The organism is uncultured Pseudacidovorax sp., assembly GCF_913773995.1.
Lineage (GTDB): Bacteria > Pseudomonadota > Gammaproteobacteria > Burkholderiales > Burkholderiaceae_C > Xenophilus.
The window spans coordinates 11,773-30,489 of the sequence record NZ_CAJYES010000236.1 but is presented as its reverse complement, the minus strand read 5'-3'; the positions used below and the strand labels follow the sequence as shown (position 1 = coordinate 30,489).

The window sequence follows — 18,717 nt, the reverse complement described above, 5'->3', positions numbered from 1 at the left end:
CGATGCGGGCCGGGCGGCGGAGTGCGTGCGGGTGGCGCAGAGGGTTGCAACCGGCCGCGGTGCTCGGGCGGCCGCGCGGCGCCTCATTCGATGGGCTGGTGCACCGTCACGAGCTTGGTGCCGTCGGGGAAGGTGGCTTCGACCTGGATGTCCGGGATCATCTCGGGCACGCCCTCCATCACGTCGGCGCGGGTCAGCACTTCGCGGCCTTCGCTCATGAGCTGGGCCACCGTCTTGCCGTCGCGGGCGCCTTCCATCACGGCCGCCGAGATCAGCGCGACGGCTTCGGGGTAGTTGAGCTTCAGGCCGCGGCCCTTGCGCCGCTCCGCCAGCAGGGCGGCGGTGAAGATCAGCAGCTTGTCTTTTTCTCTGGGCGTGAGTTCCATGGTTCGCTTTGCTCAGGGTCCGCGCGGCCGGCGGTGGCCGCGTGCCCCGCGGAGGGCAGGGCGCCGCATGATAGGCAGCGTCAACGCTTTGCAACAGTCGTGCCTCGCTCGGCATGAAAGCTGCACTCTGCCGCCTGTGAACGCCGACACCTTTGCCACGCCCACCGAGCCCGCCGCCGACGACGCGCCCCAGCGCATCGTCAAGGTCCGGCGCGACTACAACAGCTGGGTCGGCAGCGAGACGCTGGAGGACTACGCCCTGCGCTTCACGCCGCAGCGCTTTCGCAAGTGGTCCGAATGGCGGGTGGCCAACACGGCCTTCGGCGCCGCCTCCTTCCTGATCCTGGAGGCCGTGGGCGCCACGCTGCTGGTGCAGTTCGGCTTCGCCAATGCCTTCTGGGCCATCGTGGCGACGGGGCTGATCATCTTCCTGGCCGGCCTGCCGATCAGTGCCTACGCGGCGCGCTACGGCGTCGACATGGACCTGCTCACCCGCGGCGCCGGCTTCGGCTACATCGGCTCGACCATCACCTCGCTGATCTACGCCAGCTTCACCTTCATCTTCTTCGCGCTCGAAGCCGCGGTGATGGCCTATGCGCTGGAGCTGGCGCTGGGCATTCCGCCGGCCTGGGGCTACCTGGTGTGCGCGCTGGTGGTGATTCCGCTGGTGACGCACGGCGTCTCGGCCATCAGCCGGCTGCAGATGTGGACCCAGGCCATCTGGCTGCTGATGCTGGTGGTGCCCTTTGCCTTCGTGCTGGCGCGCGATCCTGGTGCATTTGCCGGCATCACGCACTATGGTGGTGATCGTGGTGGTGCTTCAGGCTTCGGATTGCACGGATTTGGTGCCGCCTTGACGGTGGGCATTGCCCTGATCACCCAGATGGGGGAGCAGGCCGACTACCTGCGCTTCATGCCGGCGCGCACCGCCGCCAATCGGGGCCGCTGGTGGGCGGCCGTGGTGGCGGGCGGCCCGGGCTGGGTGGTGCTGGGCGTGGCCAAGATGCTGGGCGGCGCGCTGCTGGCGTACCTGGCCATCACCCACATGGTGCCCACCGAGCGGGCGGTGGACCCCAACCAGATGTACTTGGCCGCCTACGAATACGTCTTTCCGCAGTACGGCTGGGCGGTGGCGGCCACGGCGCTGTTCGTGGTCATCTCCCAGCTCAAGATCAACGTCACCAATGCCTATGCCGGCTCGCTGGCCTGGAGCAATTTCTTCTCGCGCGTGACGCACAGCCATCCGGGCCGGGTGGTGTGGGTGGTGTTCAACGCCCTGATCGCCTTCATGCTGATGGAGATGAACGTCTTCGAGGCCCTGGGCGACGTGCTGGGCCTGTACGCCAACATCGCCATCGCCTGGATGATGGCCGTGGTGGCCGACCTGGTCATCAACAAGCCGCTGGGCCTGTCGCCGCCGGGCATCGAGTTCAAGCGGGCCTACCTGTGGGACATCAACCCGGTGGGCGTGGGCGCGATGGTGCTGGCCTCGGGCGTGTCGATCACCGCGCACCTGGGTGTGTTCGGCCCGATGGCGCAGGCCTTCTCGGCCGTGATCGCGTTGGGCACGGCGCTGGTCGCCTCGCCGCTTATTGCGTGGGCCACCGGTGGGCGCTTCTATCTGGCGCGGCAGCCGGGGGCGGTGCCTGCTGCCGCTGCTGCTGCTGCTGCTGCTGCTGCTGCTGGTTCCGACGCCCCGGGTGTTGCTCCCTCCCCCCCTGGGGGAGGGCAGGGGTGGGGGCCAGTTCGGGCGCAGCGCTCCTCGTCGGAGGCCCTGGCCCCCATCCCCACCTTCCCCCAGCGGGGGAAGGAGCAACAGCCAGCAGCGTCGCGGCAGCAAGCTGCCCATCGCATCCACTGGGTCACTCCCGAAGCCTCCTACCAGCGCCTCGCCCCCCGCCGCTGCGTCATCTGCGAGCGCGAGTACGAGGGCCCCGACATGGCCCACTGCCCCGCCTACCAGGGCGACATCTGCTCTCTGTGCTGCACCCTCGATGCCCGCTGCGGCGACCTGTGCAAGCCGCATGCGGGCCTGTCGGCGCAGTGGTCGGCCGTGCTGCGCTGGCTGCTGCCGCGGCGCGTGTGGCCCTACCTCGACACGGGCCTGGGCCACTTCCTGATGCTGATGCTGATCGTGGTGCCGCTCCTGGCCGCCGTCTTCGGCGTGCTCTACCAGCAGGAGCTGCGCGGCATCGGCGACTGGATCGACAGCGGCGGCGCGCCCTCGGTGGCCGCGGGCCGCGCCGCCGGCAGCGAGGCGGCACAGGCCCTGGGCTCGGGCTTCCTCAAGGCCTACATGGCGCTGCTGCTGATCGCCGGCATCGTGGCCTGGTGGCTGGTGCTGGCCCACCAGAGTCGCAAGGTGGCGCAGGAAGAATCGAACCGCCAGACCCGCCTGCTGATGCGCGAGATCGAGCTGCACCGCCAGACCGACCGCGCCCTGCAGGCCTCGCGCCAGGCCGCCGACGAGGCCCGCCAGACCGCCGAGGCCGCCAACCAGGCCAAGAGCCGCTACATCAGCGCCATCAGCCACGAGCTGCGCACGCCGCTCAACAGCATCCTGGGCTATGCGCAGCTGATGGGACAGGACCCTTCGGTGCCGCCGCACCGCCAGCAGGCCGTGGCCGTCATCAAGCGCGGGGGCGAGCACCTGCTCTCGCTCATCGAAGGCACGCTCGACCTGGCCCACATCGAGGCCGGCAAGCTCACGCTGCAGGCCCGGCCCATGGCCTTCGGCGACATGCTGCAGTCGCTGGCCGACATGTTCGAGCTGCAGGCGGCGGACAAGGGCCTGCGCTTTGTCTTCGAACCCGCCGCGCAGCTGCCGGCCGTGGTGCGCGCGGACGAGCGGCGGGTGCGCCAGATCCTCATCAACCTGCTGGGCAATGCCATCAAGTTCACGGCGCGGGGCCAGGTCACGTTTCGCGCCGCCTATGCCCGCGAGTTCGCCACGCTGGAGGTGGAAGACACCGGCCCCGGCCTGCACGAGGACGAGCTGGCCCGCATCTTCGAGCCCTTCGCCCGCGGCGACTCGCGCGGCAGCGCCCCCGGCGCCGGCCTGGGCCTGACCATGGCCAAGATGCTCACCGACCTGATGGGTGGCGAGATGAAGGTCAGCAGCACGCCGGGGCAAGGCGCGCTGTTTCGCGTGCGGCTCTTCCTGCCGCGGGTGCACGAGGCGATGGCCGGCACGCTGGGCCACGGCGCCTCCATCGGCAGCACCAGCCTGGCGGCGGGGCCGGCGGCCGAATCGAAGATGCCGCGCCGCGGCTACGAAGGCCCGCGCCGCCAGCTGCTGGTGATCGACAACGAGGAGGCCGACCGCGACCTGCTGGTGCACCTGCTGCAGCCGCTGGGCTTCGAACTGCGCACCGCCGCCAGCGGCCATGACGGGCTGGACCTGCTGGCCGCCGGCTACCGGCCGCATGCCGTCTTCGTGGACCTGGCCATGCCCGGCATCGACGGCTGGGAGACCATCCGTCGCGCCCGCGCCCTGCTGGGTGCGAGCCGGGGCGCTGGCCACGAGACCGTGTTTGCCGTCGTCTCCGCCAACGCCTTCGACAAGCGGCTGGAGAACGACGTGGGCATCACGCCCGAGGACTTCTTCGTCAAGCCCGTGCGCCACAGCGAACTGCTCGACTGGATCGGCCGCCGCCTCGACCTGCGCTGGACGGCCGACCCGGCCGCCGCCGCTGCGCCCGCCGGGCCGGCCGAGCCCGCCGCCATCGTCGCCCCCGGCGCCGAGCGGCTGCGGGCGCTGGAAGAGGCCGTCCAGCTCGGCTACCTTCGCGGGATCATGACCAAGCTCGACGACATCGACGCCGCCCAGCCCGAATGCGCCGCCTGGACGGCGCAGCAGCGTGCGCTCGCGCGGCAGTTCCGCTTCGAGGACATGGGCCGCGCCCTCACCGAAGCGCTGGAAGCTTCCTGACCATGAACGGCATCGACGAATTCTCCGAAGACGACGACGGCGGCGCTGCCGCCGCCGTGCCCGCCATCTCGCCCCTGGCCGCCAGCCTGCGTGAGAACACCGCCCGCGGCGACCTCGTGCTGGTGGTCGACGACGTGCCCGACAACCTGGCCGTGCTGCACGACGCGCTGGACGAATCGGGCTACACCGTGCTCGTGGCAACCGACGGCCCCACCGCGCTGGCCCGCGCCGCGCAGGCCCATCCGGACATCGTGCTGCTCGACGCCATGATGCCGGGCATGGACGGCTTCGAGGTGGCGCGCCGCCTCAAGGCCGACGCCGCCACGGCGGAGATTCCCATCGTCTTCATGACCGGCCTGACCGAGACCGAGCACCTGGTCGCAGCGCTGGAATCGGGCGGCGTGGACTACGTCACCAAGCCCATCAAGCCCAAGGAAGTGCTGGCCCGCATGAACGTGCACCTGCAGGGCGCCCGCCGCGCGCGCCAGCAGGCCCAGCAGGCCGGCCAGGCGCGCAACGCCCTGGACGCCTTCGGCTACGCCAGCATCACCGTGCGCATGCCCGAAGGCCGGCTGATCTGGCAGACCTCCCTGGCGCGCGAGCTGCTGATGCGCTACTGCGGCACCGAGGCGCCCGCCACGCCCGCCGCCATCGTGGCCTGGCTGCAGCGCTACCTGCCCCAGGCCCAGCAGGCCGGCGCCGAACCCCCGCCGCTGGAGATCGGCCAGCAGGCCGCGAGCCGCCTGCAGTTGCGCGTGCACCGCCAGACCGGCGACGCCGACGGCACCGCCAGCGCGACGGTGCCCGGCGCGGGCGACTGGCTCATCATCATCCGGGAGCTGTCGGACACGGCCGTCATCGAGGCCATGAGCCTCGCCCTGAAGCTCACCGCCCGCGAGGCCGAGGTGCTGTACTGGGTGGTCAAGGGCAAGACCAACAAGGACATCGGCGAGATCCTGGGCGCCAGCCCGGCCACCGCCAAGAAGCACCTGGAGCGGGTGTATGTGAAGCTAGGGGTGGAGACGCGCACCGCGGCGGCGGGGGTGGCGATCAAAAGGATTCGGGAGATTCAGCCGCATTTTGAGGTTTGACTCAAGAGGTCTGAAAGAGGCTGCTTGACTATGAAAGAGCGCCGCATAGCTCAAGCTAGTAGACATCGTCTTGAAAGATGCTTGCTTGAACTAAGCGGAAAACCTTGTCAGGTGTTCTAAATAGGTGTAATTGAATTTTTTCGAAAATATTATTATCAAGATAGAATACATCATTTGATTTTGCATGCTTTATAATGAAATTACAAAGCTTCGGTGAAAAGCCGACGTTTTCATTTAGAAGCATTGAAATTGCTCTGCGCACCATTTTGTCTGGATTGGGATTGGCTTCCAAATTAATATCTAATATCCTATTTAAAGCCGCATCCTCATAGCCGCGGCCCAAGAAAAGTTTTCGACTCGACAGGTTGTATAAAGCAGCATCTAGATTAAAAAAGGTTGTTTGCAAAATATCTTCGAAGCATCGGCACTCGATCAGATGCTCTGAGAAGGCCCAAGTATCCAACAGCGACCAAATATCAAACCGATGAGCGCCTGTTACGAAGCGGAAGCCGCCAAACCTATTAACTGTCGGTTGAAATATCTCTATCGCGGCTAAAATCTCTTGGGCAGGCTCATGAGAGACTAAGTCAATGTCCGAATCAAAACTTCGAATTTTTCCTAGCGCAAAGTCTCTCAACATTCCTCCAAAAACGGCCGTGCCAGGAAGCTTGGTCTGAATTGTTGATAAGGTTTCGTACAAATTTGGTCGAAAAATCTTCGATCGGTTTATATACCTCTGAACGGATTTCTGCAGGATTGATTTAAATTCCGTCAAGATCCCCTCGCGAAATTTTTGCAGTCAAAGCTGCCCTTTCTGGATAAAAGGTCTGCATGTAAGTTTAATGCATATGAATCGGTCATTCCTGAGATCATATCAGTCAGAAGCAAGCATTCACGATACCGTATTCCAAATTTTCTATCATTCGGTGTAGGATTTTCAAAAATTCTTCTGTAATTTTCTGATATTCTAGAATAGACGTATCTCGTGAATGGATGCTGACGTTTCGAATCTAATTGAAATTGTTTTTCCCGGTCAATTATGGCCATCCAGAATATGTCCATCAGCTCCCTGATTACATTAAAACCCGTGAGTTCTATTTCGAGAACAGAGCGATGATTGTACGCGTGGGTGACAGAAAAATCTTTGAGCTGTTTCCGCAGATTTTCGCAGTCGCTCACAGCGAGTAGGGGCTTTTCTAATGTACCGCTGACCAACTGTTCATTGTGCGTCATAAACGCGTCGACGCTAGACTTTACCATCTGGCCTATTGCATAGACCCTAAATCTCTGCATAGAAACGTCGTTCAATTCGGAGGGCGACAAGCGGCCTGATATATTGCGATATTCTTTATGCTTAGCCTTGCTGTCTTCAATTAATTTTTTAACTACAGGGTCGTCCGCGGATTTCATTTCTAAATAGGCGAGAAGATCCGAAAAGGACGCAAGGCCTTTTTTGACTGCATCTTCCGCATCTAAAACTACATATGCTATGTCATCGCACGCTTCCATAACATATGTGAGCGGATGACGTTGCCCTAGAGAAAGGCCTGTCTCGGAATGGACTTGCTTCACAACGTGCTCTTCAGAGGCAAAAAATCCGTGCTTCTTTTTAGCAACGTGACTGGAATCTGTTTGATCCGAGGCTGTCGGATACTTCATCATCGCAGCAAGAGACGCGTACGTAAGATCTAAGCCAAAATCGTCGTTAATCAATTGAAGTCTGGTTACTAACCGAAAAGCTTGGGCATTACCTTCAAACTTCAAAAAGTCCTGGCGTTGCTGTTCTGTCTCGAGGCACCCTAATACACTGTCAGAGTTCTCGACAAACCAACTTTGGATTGCTGCTTCGCCCTGATGACCGAATGGCGGATTTCCTAAATCATGGAGAAGGCCGACGGTTGCAAGGATTGCGGGTACGTCTCGAGCTGCACTGACATGGCCAGTTTGAATCTGCCTGTCATAGATCAGCGCCGTCCCGATACTTCGAGCAAGATTTGAAACTTCGTGCGAATGTGTAAGACGAGTGCGAACGCTGTCATTTTTGTCTAAAGGAAATACCTGAGTTTTATCGGCTAATCGACGAACTGGTGTAGAGAAAAGTATCCGATCATAATCGCGTTCTATTTCAGTTCTACTCTCATTTTTATTCGAATTCTGCACTTCCCCTGCAACAGACGTCGCATCTTTTTTCCGTCTGCGATCATTCAGTAGGCGGTTCCATTTATTGGGTGTATTTTGCATGTCGCTTCTCCATATCTCTGGTTAGTCGAGCCGTGCTGGTGGCTCTGTCAGTCTACAACGTATAGTGCTACACCCGCCCCCGCCGCATATCTAGATAGTCGAGTGCTGCATACCCAGCAGTTAGGCTACCCTAGTCGGGCGTGCGTTGGCATGGGCACGAATACCAAGGGAAAAATCGAAGCTTCTCTGTTGGTGGAAAGCAGTTAGGCCAACGTAAGCTCGCAGTGCGAGCGGTATGAGAGTTTTCGATTATGAGACGTCGGGTGGCGTCTATGCGAGATCGCTCCCCGAAACTGCGCGCGACTTTGAGGTGAGCACTTGCGCAATTCGCTCCAGTTCGGAGTCCTGCATGGACAAGTTTTGCAGGGCATCCACCGTGCGCTGAAAGTAATCCCGGCAAGTCCCCAACGCCCCCCGCCCATCCGCGATATACCTCGCCACCTCCCCCGGCTCCATCCGTCCCGCATACCGCGGATGCGCCCGGTTCGCCACAAAGGTCAGCATTCGCCGCCGCTCCCCCTGGCATTCGGCCGTCACCCACCGCGCCGCATAGGCCCCCGACAGCATCTCCCGCCGCCACACCAGCTGCAGCTCGCTGCGCACCTGCTCGGCGGCGATGCGCAGGGCGATGCCGCGGCAGGCGCCGCCGCGGTCCAGGGCCAGCATCAGGCCGGGGTGTTCGACGGAGCCGCGGGCCATGTACAGCCACAGGCAGAAGCGCCGGCCCCAGCCGCGCACCAGGGCGGGCGCGGCGTCGATGTGGTGGATGGCGGGGTTCCACATCAGCGAGCCGTAGCCGAAGAGGTAGAGGTCGTCGGCCGGGTCGTGGCTCGCCAGGGTGGCGTCCAGGCAGGCGTCCAGCTCTTCCTGGGTGCGCAGTCGCACGTCGGGCGGGGCGCAGGCCTTCAGGGCGGCCATCACGGAGCCGTCGAACAGGCTCTCCCGGGTGAAGGGTTGACCGGCAGGCGCCGGAGGCAGCGGGCTGAGGCTGGCGGGCATGGCGTTGGATTGTGCGACGGGCGGGCTGACCGCCAGCATGTTTCGTGCGCACCCGCCCGTGGGCTCACTCGAGCTTGACGCCGGCGTCGTTCACCACCTTCGTCCACTTGGGAATCTCCTTGGCCAGCAGCTCGCCGAAGGCCTCGGGCGTGCTGGCGACCACCTCGACGCCCTGGTCGCGGAACAGCTTGACCACCTCCGGGTCCTTCAGCACGGCCACGATGTCGCGATTGGCGCGCTCGACGATGGGCTTGGGCACGCCCGCCGGCATCTGCATGCCGAACCACACGATCACCTCGTAGCCCGGCACCCCGGCCTCCTGCACCGTGGGCACCTCGGGCAGCAGCGCGGCACGGCTGGCGCCGGTCACGCCGATGGGCTTGAGCTTGCCGGCCTTGATCTGCTGCATGAGGTTGGGCACGTTGTCGAACAGCACGTCGATCTCGCCGCCCAGCATGGCCATCACGGCCGGCGCGCTGCCCTTGTAGGGCACGTGGGTCATCTTCGTGCCCGTCATGCTCATGAACAGCTCCATCGACAGATGGTTGGACGAGCCCGAGCCGGTGGAACCGTAGTTGAGCTTGCCGGGGTTCTTCTTGGCGTAGGCGATGAGTTCGCGCACGTTGGTCACGCCCTGCAGGTCGGGCCGCACGACCAGCGCGTTCTGCGTGTAGCCGGCCCACACCAGCGGCTGGAAGTCGGCCGTGGCGCTGTAGGGCAGCTTGTTGCCGTACAGCGCGGGCAGGGCCGAGAAGGGCAGGGGCGTGATGAGGATGGTGTAGCCGTCGGCCGGCGACTTGGCCGCAAGGTTGTTGCCCAGCACCGTGTTGCCGCCCGGCCGGTTGTCCACCACCACTGACTGCTTCCAACTGCGGTTGAGGCGGTCGCTCACCGTGCGCGCGAGCGTGTCGTTGAAGCCGCCCGGTGTGTACGGAACGATGATCCGCGTGGGCTTGCTCGGGTAATCGTCGTTGGCCCAGGCGCGGCCCACGGCCAGGGTCAGGGGGGCTGCGGCCATGGCCCGCAGCAGTTGGCGCTTGTCGAATTGCATGGCTTGTCTCCGTTGTTCGTCGTCGTTGTCGTGGTGCCGGTTGCGCACCGGCGGGCGGGGTGGCGGCTGCGGCGTGGGTCAGAACTTCACGACATAGCCCGGGCCATCGACCATGGGGTACTTGTCGAAGATCGATTCGTCCACCTCGATGCCGATGCCGTGTCCGCGCGGCGGCTCGACGCAGCCGTCGTCGCCGATCTGGAAGGTGCTGCCGAACATGTCGCGGAAGGGGTTGAAGTGCGACACGCAGGCCTCGAAGTAGCCCGCGTTCTCGGTGGCCGCCAGAAAGTGCAGCGTGGCCGCATGGTTGAGCCCGGTGGCCGAGCTGTGGGCATGCAGCGGAATGCGATAGGCCGAGGCCATGGCCGCGATGCGCACGCCCTCGGTGATGCCGCCGCTCTTCGACAGGTCGGGTTGCCAGACCTGCACCGCGCGCGCGTCCAGCATCTGGCCGAACTCGAAGCGGGTGAAGTGGTTCTCGCCGGCCGCAATGGGCACCAGCGGCGAGATCTTGGCGGCTTCGCGGTACGAGGCGAAGTCGTTGCAGGCGAAGGGCTCCTCCAGCCAGCCAGCCTGGATGTCGGCCAGCACGGGCATCACGCGCCGCACATCGGCGATGGTGTAGGCGGTGTTGGCATCGGTGAGGATGTCGATGTCGTCGCCGAGGACCGTGCGCACCTTGCGCAGGCGCGCGACGTCGTTCTTGACGGTGTCGCCGATGCGCAGCTTGACGGCCTTGTAGCCCTGCGCCACATACGACTGGGCTTCTTCGGCCAGCGACTCGGGGCTCTGGTAGCCGAGCGCGATGCCGCCCGCGTAGGCGGGGATGCGGCGGTGCGATCCGCCGAGCAGCTCGTACAGCGGCATCTTGGCGGCCTTGCCGCGGATGTCCCACAGCGCCATGTCGATGCCCGACAGCGCCAGGCAGGTGCCGGCGCCCAGTCCGTGGCTGGACAGCTGCATGCGGTGCACGCGCTGCCAGGCGCCCACCACGTCGGTAGCGTTCATGCCCACCAGCAGCGGCTGCAGCGTGTTGTGGATCAGGCTCACGATGGCGCCGGGGCTGCGGCCCGGATGGGCCTCGCCGTAACCGGTGATGCCTTCGGAGGTCTCGACGCGCACGATGATGCAGTCGCGCTTGAGCGTACTGCCGATGCCCATGGTGACGGTCTTGCCCTCGGGCAGCCGGTACGACAGTGGAATGGCGGTGATGCGGGTGATCTTCATGGCGTGTCTCCTGTTCTTGAAGGTGGGTTGAAGGTCTTCAGCGGCCGGGCGGAGGCGGGGCGCCGAAGACTTCGGGGTTGACGATGTTGGGTGGCCGCTCGCCGCGCAGCAGCACTGCCGCCAGAGTGTCCACGGCCATCAGGCCCATGGCCCGCTCGGCCTCTTGCGTGATGCCGGCCAGATGCGGCGTGAGCAGCACACGCGGGTGCTGGCGCAGGCCGCTGTCGGCAGGCAGCGGCTGGGTCTCGAAGACGTCGAGCACGGCGCCGCCGAGCGGACCGTGCGCGAGCGCGTGCACCAGGTCCTGTTCCCGCACGACGGGGCCGCGGCCCACGTTGATCAGCACGGCGCCGGGCTTGGCGTGCGACAGCATTTCGGCATCGACCATGCCGCGTGTCTGCGGGGTGAGCGGGCAGGCGACGACCACGAAGTCGCTGGCGGCGAAGAGCGCCGGCAGTTGCAACGCGGTCATGCCCGCAGGCACCTTGGCGGGCGTGCCGGTGCACACCGCCACGCCCATGCCGAAGCCCTGCTGCGCGATGGCAGCGATGCGCTGGCCGATGGCGCCGAAGCCGATCAGGCCCAGCGTGCGGCCCCGCAGTTCGAAGGTGCGGGCGCCGGCCTGCGCCCGCACCGCCCAGTCGCCCGCGCGCACGCTGGCGTCGAAGTCGGCCAACTGCCGGGCGTGCGCGAGCAGGGCGGCAAACACGTATTCGGCCACGGCATTGGCATTGACGGCCGGCGTGTTGCCGACGGGGACGCCGCGTGCCGTGGCCCGCTCGACGGGAATGAAGTCCAGCCCCACGCCCTGGCGCATCACGCAGCGCAGGCGCTGAGGGCGATCGAACAGGTCGGCCGGCAGCAGCCGCCGCACGACGATGCCATCGAAGCGGCCGATGGCCTCGCGCAACCAGGCGTCGCTGGCCTCCCGCACCACGCCGTCGGGGATCTGCTCGGTCTCGGCCCATTGCGACAGGGCTGCAAGGGCATCGGGATGGAGCGGATCGGTCAGCAGGACGCGCGGTGGGCTCATGGCGATGGGGTGGGTCGGCGGTGCGGAAGGGGTGCCTGCGGCGGCGAGGTGTCGATGCGGGATCAAGCGGCGCCGCGTCAAAGTTGTGTGATGAATCTATCAGACAACTTTGTTCGAGGAAACCGTGTTTACCTTGGTTTCGCCGGCTTGCCGGCCTTGGCCTGCGAGGGTGCAGACGCCTCGCCCAGCTTGGCCCGGGCCACGCGACGCGCGGCGGCCCGGCTGTCGCCGGTCCAGAAGTCCTGACCCGCCTGCTCGATGCGTCCTGCCGTGTTGTGCATGTGCATGAAGGCCGCCGTTCGGGCTGCGGCGGCATCGCGCGCCTTGATGGCGGCGCAGATGGCTTCGTGCTCGGCCTGCACCTGCGCGGCCAGGTCGATGCGCCGCGCCTCGTTGGAGCGCGTGAGGCGGATCGCGTCGTGCAGCGCGCGCGTGAGCATGCCCAGCAGTTCGGTGTAGTGGGCGTTGTGGGCGGCATGCGAGATGGCGATGTGGAAGGCCAGGTCTTCCTCCACGCCATCGCGGCCTTCCTTCTCGGCCCGGGCGATGGCGCGCAGCGCCTGCTGGATCTGCGTCATCTCGGCACCCGTGCGGCGCTCGGCGGCCAGGGCTGCCATCTCGGCCTCGATGCCGCGGCGCAGTTCCAGGATGCGCAGCACGCCGTGCGCGGGCGACTCGGCGTCGTTAACGCTGCCCTGGCCCAGGCGGAAGGCGTCCGTGGCCTTGGGATCGCGCACCACCGTGCCGCTGCCCTGGCGCGTTTCCACCAGCCCTTCGGACTTGAGGCGCGAGATGGCTTCGCGGATCACGGTGCGGCTCACGCCGTACTGCTGGGTCATGGCCAGCTCGGTGGGCAGGCGGGTGTTGACGGGATAGACGCGGGCGCGGATGTCCGCCGCGATCAGGCCGGTCACCCGGTCGGCCAGCGTGCCTTCGGCAGCGCGGGACGTCGCATCGTCTTGGATCGAGAAGGCCATGATGAGGGCAGGCTGGTCGGGGCCCGAAGAATAGCACCGGCGCTTCAGGCTTGACAGAAGTGATGTGACGTATTTGTAATACAACTTGAGCGCGAAACGGCGATGACCCGCACATCGCAGAACCAAGAGAGACAGTCATGAACCTTCCCGACCGGCCGCGGGCCTTCCTCTGCCGACGCTTCACCCCCGCTGTCGAGGCCGCCCTGGCCGAGCGCTTCGAGCTGGTCGTCAACGAGGACGATTCGATTCTTTCCGCCGCACAGATCTCGGCGCGTGCGCAGGGCTGCCACCTGCTCTTCGTGACGGCCACCGAGCCGGTGACGGCGGAGGTCATGGCCGCGTTGTCGCCCACGCTGGCCGTGGTGGCCACGCTGTCGGTGGGCCACGACCACATCGACCTGGCCGCTGCCCGTGAGCGCGGCGTGCAGGTGCTGCACACGCCCGACGTGCTCAGCGATGCCTGCGCCGAGATCGCGCTGATGCTGCTGCTCAATGCCTGCCGCCGCGGCTTCGAGGCCGACCGGCTGGTGCGCAGCGGCGCCTGGCAGGGCTGGGCACCCACCCAGCTGCTGGGCATGGGCCTGGTCGGGCGGCGCCTGGGCATCTTCGGCATGGGCCGCATCGGCCGCGCCATCGCCGAACGCGCGCGTGCCTTCGGGCTGACCATCCACTATCACAACCGCTCGCGTCTCGCGCCCGACATGGAGGCAGGGGCCACCTATCACCCGACGCTGGAAGGCATGCTCCCTGGCATCGACATCCTCATGATCGCGGCGCCGGGTTCGCCGGCGCTCAAGGGCGTCCTCGATGCCGAGCGCCTGGCACGCCTGCCGGCGGGCTCGGTGGTGGTCAACATCTCCCGCGGCGATCTGGTCGATGACGAGGCGCTGATCGATGCGCTGCGTCGTGGCCACATCCGCGGTGCAGGACTGGACGTCTTTGCCAACGAGCCCCAGGTGCACCCCGGCTACCGCGGGCTCGATAACGTCTTCCTTTCGCCGCACATCGGCAGCGCGACGCACGAGACGCGCGATGCCATGGGCTGGCTGCTCATCGACGGCATCGAGGCGCTGCGCGCCGGCCGTACGCCCGACAACCTTCTGCGCTGATCCCTTTCATTCCAAGCACGCACCATGAAGCTCCAACACACCGAACTCTTCCGCCAGCAATGCCTCGTCGGCGGCCGCTGGGTCGACGCCACCGACGGCGCCACGCTGACGGTCACCAACCCCGCGGACGACAGCACGCTTGGCACGGTGCCGCGCCTGGCCGCCGCCGACGTTCGCGCGGCCATCGATGCGGCCAACCAGGCACTGCCGGCCTGGCGCGAGACCAGCGCCAAGGAGCGCTCGCGCCTGATGCGACGCTGGTTCGACCTGTGCATGGCGCATCAGGACGACCTGGCCATGATCCTCACTCTGGAGCAGGGCAAGCCCCTGGCCGAGGCCAAGGGCGAAATCGCCTACGGCTCCAGCTTCATCGAATGGTTTGCCGAAGAGGCCAAGCGCGTCTACGGCGACGTGATCCCGGCCGCCAGCATGGACCGGCGCATCGTGGTGCTCAAGCAGCCGGTGGGCGTGGTGGCGGCCATCACGCCGTGGAACTTTCCCAACGCGATGATCACGCGCAAGGCGGGTGCTGCGCTGGCAGCGGGCTGCACCATCGTCATCAAGCCCGCGTCGGCCACGCCCTACTCGGCGCTGGCCCTCGCGCAACTGGCCATGGAGGCGGGCATTCCACCGGGCGTGCTCAACGTGGTGACCGGCTCGGCCTCGACCGTGGGCGGCGAGCTGACGGCCAATCCGGTGGTGCGCAAGCTCTCCTTCACCGGTTCCACCGAGGTCGGCAAGACCTTGATGGCGCAGTGCGCGGGCACGGTCAAGAAGGTGTCCATGGAACTGGGTGGCAACGCGCCCTTCATCGTCTTCGACGACGCGGACCTGGACGCCGCGGTTGCTGGCGTCATGGCCTCCAAGTTCCGCAACGCGGGGCAGACCTGCGTGTGTGCCAACCGCATCTTCGTGCAGTCGGGCATCTACGAGCGCTTCACCGCCCTGCTGCGCAAGGCGGTGGAAGCGCAGGTGGTCGGCAACGGCCTGACGCCTGGCGTTCAGCTGGGGCCGCTGATCGACGACGCGGCCGTGGCCAAGGTGCGCGAACACATCGACGATGCCGTTGCTTTGGGCGCGAGCATCGTGACCGGCGGCAAGCCGCACCCGCTGGGCGGGCGCTTCTTCACGCCCACCATCCTGGCCGAGGTGTCGCCGAAGTCCCGGCTGATGCAAGAAGAGACCTTCGGCCCGGTGGCACCGCTGATCCGCTTCGGGACCGACGACGAGGCCGTTGCCATGGCCAACGACACGCCCTTCGGCCTGGCGGCCTACTTCTACACGCAGGACTACGCCCGCGCCTGGCGCGTGGCCGAGGCGCTGGAGGTGGGCATCGTCGGCCTCAACGAAGGCCTGATCTCCACCGAGCTGGCGCCCTTCGGCGGCATCAAGGAATCGGGCGTGGGCCGCGAAGGCTCCAAGTACGGCGTGGACGACTACGTCGAGATCAAGTACGTGTGCGCCGGCGGCCTGGGCCGGCCGCTGCCGCGCTGAGCATGGCGCCACATCGCATCGACAACCAAGGAGACATCCAATGAGCGACAGGAAGATCGGCCTGATCGGCGTGGGCCTGATGGGCCACGGCATCGCCACCAACATCGTGCGTCATGGCCATTCGCTGGCCGTGCTGGAGCACGCGGGCAACCAGCCCCTGGACGCCCTCAAGGCGGCGGGTGTGCGCACCTTCGGCAGCGCGCAGGCGCTCGCTGCCGAGGTCGACGTGCTGCTGCTGTGCGTGACCGGCTCGCCGCAGGTGGAGGCCGTGCTGCTGGGCGAAGGCGGCGTGCTGCAGGGGCTGCGGCGCGGTGCGATCGTCATCGACTGCTCCACGGCCATCCCTTCTTCCACCGAGCGGCTGGCCGGTGTGGTGGCCGAAGCGGGCGGGCGCTTCATGGACGCCGCCATGACCCGCACGCCCAAGGAGGCCGCTGAGGGCCGGCTCAACCTGCTGGTTGGCGCGGAGACCGCACTGTTCGACGAATGCCGCCCGCTGCTGGCCTGCTTTGCCGAGAACATCACGCATTGCGGGCCCGTCGGGGCCGGCCACCGCATGAAGCTGCTGCACAACTACGTCTCGCTGGGCTCGGTGGCGCTGATCGCCGAGGCAGCGGCCTGCGCGCAACGCGCGGGTGTGGCGGCCGAGGTGTTCATCGACGTGCTGGCCAAAGGCGGCGGTGGCGGCACGGCACTGGAGCGGCTGCGGCCCTTCCTGCTGTCGCAAGATCCGAGCGGCCTGCGCTTCAGCATGGCCAACGCCTTCAAGGACCTGGGCTACTACACCACCATGGCCCGCGACAGCGGGGCGGCCAACACGATTGCCGAAGGCGTGCGGCAGACGCTGGAGGCGGCTGTGGAAGAGGGCGATCCGCAGGCCCTGCTTCCGCAACTGGTGGCGTGGCTGGCGCAGCAGGGCGCGGCCGGCTGAGCGGGCCGAAGGCCCAAAGCAGAAAGGGCGCCGCAGGGCGCCCTTCATCATTGCGCATCCACCATGCGGCCTGGCCGCACGGGGACGCTGCGTCACTCCTCGACGAACGCCTCTTCGCGCTTGGCCTTCACCGCCGGCAGCAGCACGATCACCAGCAGCAGGGCGGATGCCGCCAGCAGCCCGGCCGAGATGGGCCGCGACACCAGCACGCCCCAATCACCGCGCGACAGCAGCAGCGCCCGGCGCAGGTTCTCTTCCATCATCGGCCCCAGGATGAAGCCCAGCAGCAGTGGCGCCGGCTCGCACTTGAGCTTGAGGAAGGCATAGCCCACCACGCCGAAAACGGCCACCATCCAGACGTCGAAGGTGTTGTTGTTCTCCGAGTACACGCCCACCGCGCAGAACAGCACGATGGCCGGGAAGAGCCACTTGTAGGGAATGGTCAGCAGCTTGATCCACACGCCGATCAGCGGCAGGTTCAGGATGATCAGCATCAGATTGCCGATCCACATCGAGGCGATCAGGCCCCAGAACAGTTCCGGGTTGCTGGTCATGACCTGTGGGCCGGGCTGGATGTTGTGGATGGTCATCGCACCCACCATCAGCGCCATCACCGGGTTGGGCGGAATGCCCAGCGTCAGCAGCGGGATGAAGGACGTCTGCGCGCCGGCGTTGTTGGCCGACTCAGGACCGGCCACGCCGCGGATGTTGCCCTTGCCGAAGGCCACCTCACCCGGGGCGCGGCGCATCTTCTTCTCCAGCGTGTACGAGGCGAAGGAGGACAGCAGCGCACCGCCGCCCGGCAGGATGCCCAGGGCCGAGCCCAGCGCGGTGCCGCGCAGCACGGCAGGTGTCATGCGCTTGAAGTCGGCGGCCGTGGGCCACAGGCCCTTGACCTTGGCCGTGAACACCTCGCGCTGCTCCTCCGGCTGCGACAGGTTTCCGATGATCTCGCCATAGCCGAACACGCCCATGGCGATCGCGATGAAGCCGATGCCATCGGTCAGTTCCGGAATGTCGAAGCTGTAGCGGGCCACGCCCGAGTTCACGTCCGTGCCCACCAGGCCCAGGGCCAGGCCCAGCAGGATCATGGTGATGGCCTTGAGCAGCGAGCCCGATGCCAGCACCACGGCGCCGATCAGGCCCAGGATCATCAGGCTGAAGTACTCGGCCGGCCCGAACTTGAAGGCGAGTTCGGTCAGTGGCGGCGCGAAGGCGGCCAGGATGATGGTGCCCACGCAGCCCGCGAAGAAGGAGCCCAGGCCCGCGGCCGCGAGCGCCGGTCCGGCCCGTCCCTGCCGCGCCATCTGGTAGCCGTCGATCACCGTGACCACGGATGACGATTCGCCCGGCAGGTTGACCAGGATGGCCGTGGTCGAGCCGCCGTACTGCGCGCCGTAGTAGATGCCCGCCAGCATGATCAGCGCCGACACCGGCGGCAGCGCATAGGTGGCCGGCAGCAGCATGGCGATGGTCGCCACGGGGCCGATGCCCGGCAGCACGCCGATCAGCGTGCCCAGCAGGCAGCCGACGAAGGCGTAGAGGAGGTTCTGGAATGTGAAGGCGACGCCGAAGCCGATCGCCAGGTTGTTGAAGAGGTCCATGAGGCCCGTGTTCTTGTATGTCTCAGGGGAAAGGGGATCAGGCGATGAACGTGGGCCAGACCGGGAACTGCAGCTTGAGCGCGACGACGAAGGCGAGGTAGCTGCCCACCGCCAGGATGGTGGCCAGCACCAGCGAAGACTTCACGCTGAAATGGTCGCCCGCCAGGTTGGCGATGAAGGTCAGCGCATAGATGGCCACGATCAGCCCCATGGGCGGCAGCCCGATGCTGGGCAGGCCGCCCAGCAGCACGCCGAAGGCGAGGTTGGCGCCGATGATGAAGATGAGCGGCCGCCAGGCGATGCGGCCGATGGGCTCGCCGTCCTCGGTGTCCACCGTCATCGCCTTGAGCGTGATCAGCGTGCCCATGATGGCGATGAGCACGCCGACGATGAGCGGAAAGTAGCCCGGGCCCATGCGGGCGCCGTCGCCCACCGTGTACGAGGTGGCGCCCCAGGCGAACGCCACGCCGAAGGCGCAGAACAGCGCGCCCGAAAAGAAATCTCTCTGACTCTTGATCTTCACCCTGCAGGTCTCCTTGATCGTTGATGAGCAATCCGCGCACGGCGGAGGGCCCGCCATGGCAGGCGGGAAAGCGCGGGCGATCGTAGGAAAGGAGGCGTGCGCCGTGGGTTACCGACACAT

Annotated in this window: 15 protein-coding genes; 5 read left to right on the top strand and 10 right to left on the bottom strand. The window is 66.0% G+C overall.

Annotated elements, in window-relative coordinates; all coding sequences use genetic code 11:
* Window positions 1-83: 83 nt before the first annotated feature.
* Window positions 84-386 (bottom strand): urease subunit gamma, encoded by a 303-nt coding sequence (locus tag QZ772_RS22450; RefSeq protein WP_017762114.1) that lies wholly within the window; start codon window positions 384-386, stop codon window positions 84-86.
* A gap of 67 nt (window positions 387-453) precedes the next feature.
* Here QZ772_RS22450 and QZ772_RS22445 point away from each other — a divergent pair, with 67 nt between their 5' ends.
* Together QZ772_RS22445 and QZ772_RS22440 are read left to right on the top strand one after the other, a co-directional pair.
* Entirely contained in the window at window positions 454-4,317 is a 3,864-nt protein-coding gene (locus QZ772_RS22445) for an ATP-binding protein (RefSeq protein WP_295531295.1), read from the top strand.
* Between the two features lie 2 nt (window positions 4,318-4,319).
* Window positions 4,320-5,408, top strand: coding sequence for a response regulator transcription factor (locus QZ772_RS22440; RefSeq protein WP_295531292.1), 1,089 nt, complete (start codon window positions 4,320-4,322; stop codon window positions 5,406-5,408).
* Window positions 5,409-5,463: 55 nt separating this feature from the next.
* Here the strand turns inward: QZ772_RS22440 and QZ772_RS22435 are convergent, their stop codons facing one another.
* The 7 genes from QZ772_RS22435 to QZ772_RS22405 all read right to left on the bottom strand — a co-directional run bounded on the left by QZ772_RS22435 (window position 5,464) and on the right by QZ772_RS22405 (window position 12,936).
* Entirely contained in the window at window positions 5,464-6,108 is a 645-nt protein-coding gene (locus QZ772_RS22435; RefSeq protein WP_295531289.1) for a hypothetical protein, read from the bottom strand.
* A 71-nt stretch (window positions 6,109-6,179) separates the two neighbouring features.
* A complete protein-coding gene (dgt, locus tag QZ772_RS22430) occupies window positions 6,180-7,649 on the bottom strand; it encodes a dGTP triphosphohydrolase (protein ID WP_295531286.1) in 1,470 nt (489 codons plus the stop codon).
* Window positions 7,650-7,919: 270 nt separating this feature from the next.
* Window positions 7,920-8,648 (bottom strand): gamma-glutamylcyclotransferase, encoded by a 729-nt coding sequence (locus QZ772_RS22425; protein WP_295531283.1) that lies wholly within the window; start codon window positions 8,646-8,648, stop codon window positions 7,920-7,922.
* Between the two features lie 64 nt (window positions 8,649-8,712).
* On the bottom strand, window positions 8,713-9,699 hold the full coding sequence (locus QZ772_RS22420) for a tripartite tricarboxylate transporter substrate binding protein (protein WP_295531281.1): 987 nt from the start codon (window positions 9,697-9,699) through the stop codon (window positions 8,713-8,715).
* Between the two features lie 78 nt (window positions 9,700-9,777).
* Window positions 9,778-10,926 (bottom strand): mandelate racemase/muconate lactonizing enzyme family protein, encoded by a 1,149-nt coding sequence (locus QZ772_RS22415; RefSeq protein WP_295531278.1) that lies wholly within the window; start codon window positions 10,924-10,926, stop codon window positions 9,778-9,780.
* A gap of 37 nt (window positions 10,927-10,963) precedes the next feature.
* Window positions 10,964-11,959: a hydroxyacid dehydrogenase gene (locus QZ772_RS22410; RefSeq protein WP_295531275.1), complete on the bottom strand. Its 996-nt coding sequence runs from the start codon at window positions 11,957-11,959 to the stop codon at window positions 10,964-10,966.
* 128 nt (window positions 11,960-12,087) lie between these two features.
* Window positions 12,088-12,936 carry an FCD domain-containing protein gene (locus QZ772_RS22405; RefSeq protein WP_295531270.1) on the bottom strand — a complete coding sequence of 283 codons (849 nt, stop codon included), beginning with the start codon at window positions 12,934-12,936 and terminating at the stop codon, window positions 12,088-12,090.
* 137 nt (window positions 12,937-13,073) lie between these two features.
* On the opposite strand from QZ772_RS22405, the gene QZ772_RS22400 reads away from it, so the two are divergent.
* The 3 genes from QZ772_RS22400 to QZ772_RS22390 are packed head-to-tail and all read left to right on the top strand — an operon-like array spanning window position 13,074 to window position 16,470.
* Window positions 13,074-14,045 (top strand): D-glycerate dehydrogenase, encoded by a 972-nt coding sequence (locus QZ772_RS22400; protein ID WP_295531267.1) that lies wholly within the window; start codon window positions 13,074-13,076, stop codon window positions 14,043-14,045.
* A 24-nt stretch (window positions 14,046-14,069) separates the two neighbouring features.
* Window positions 14,070-15,539 carry an NAD-dependent succinate-semialdehyde dehydrogenase gene (locus QZ772_RS22395; RefSeq protein ID WP_295531264.1) on the top strand — a complete coding sequence of 490 codons (1,470 nt, stop codon included), beginning with the start codon at window positions 14,070-14,072 and terminating at the stop codon, window positions 15,537-15,539.
* A gap of 40 nt (window positions 15,540-15,579) precedes the next feature.
* Complete coding sequence (locus QZ772_RS22390; protein ID WP_295531261.1) at window positions 15,580-16,470, top strand: NAD(P)-dependent oxidoreductase; 891 nt, start codon at window positions 15,580-15,582, stop codon at window positions 16,468-16,470.
* Between the two features lie 92 nt (window positions 16,471-16,562).
* Here QZ772_RS22390 and QZ772_RS22385 read toward each other — a convergent pair whose 3' ends face one another.
* Together QZ772_RS22385 and QZ772_RS22380 are read right to left on the bottom strand one after the other, a co-directional pair.
* Entirely contained in the window at window positions 16,563-18,074 is a 1,512-nt protein-coding gene (locus QZ772_RS22385; protein WP_295531258.1) for a tripartite tricarboxylate transporter permease, read from the bottom strand.
* Window positions 18,075-18,111: 37 nt separating this feature from the next.
* Complete coding sequence (locus QZ772_RS22380; RefSeq protein ID WP_058640861.1) at window positions 18,112-18,597, bottom strand: tripartite tricarboxylate transporter TctB family protein; 486 nt, start codon at window positions 18,595-18,597, stop codon at window positions 18,112-18,114.
* Between the last annotated feature and the right edge of the window lie 120 nt (window positions 18,598-18,717).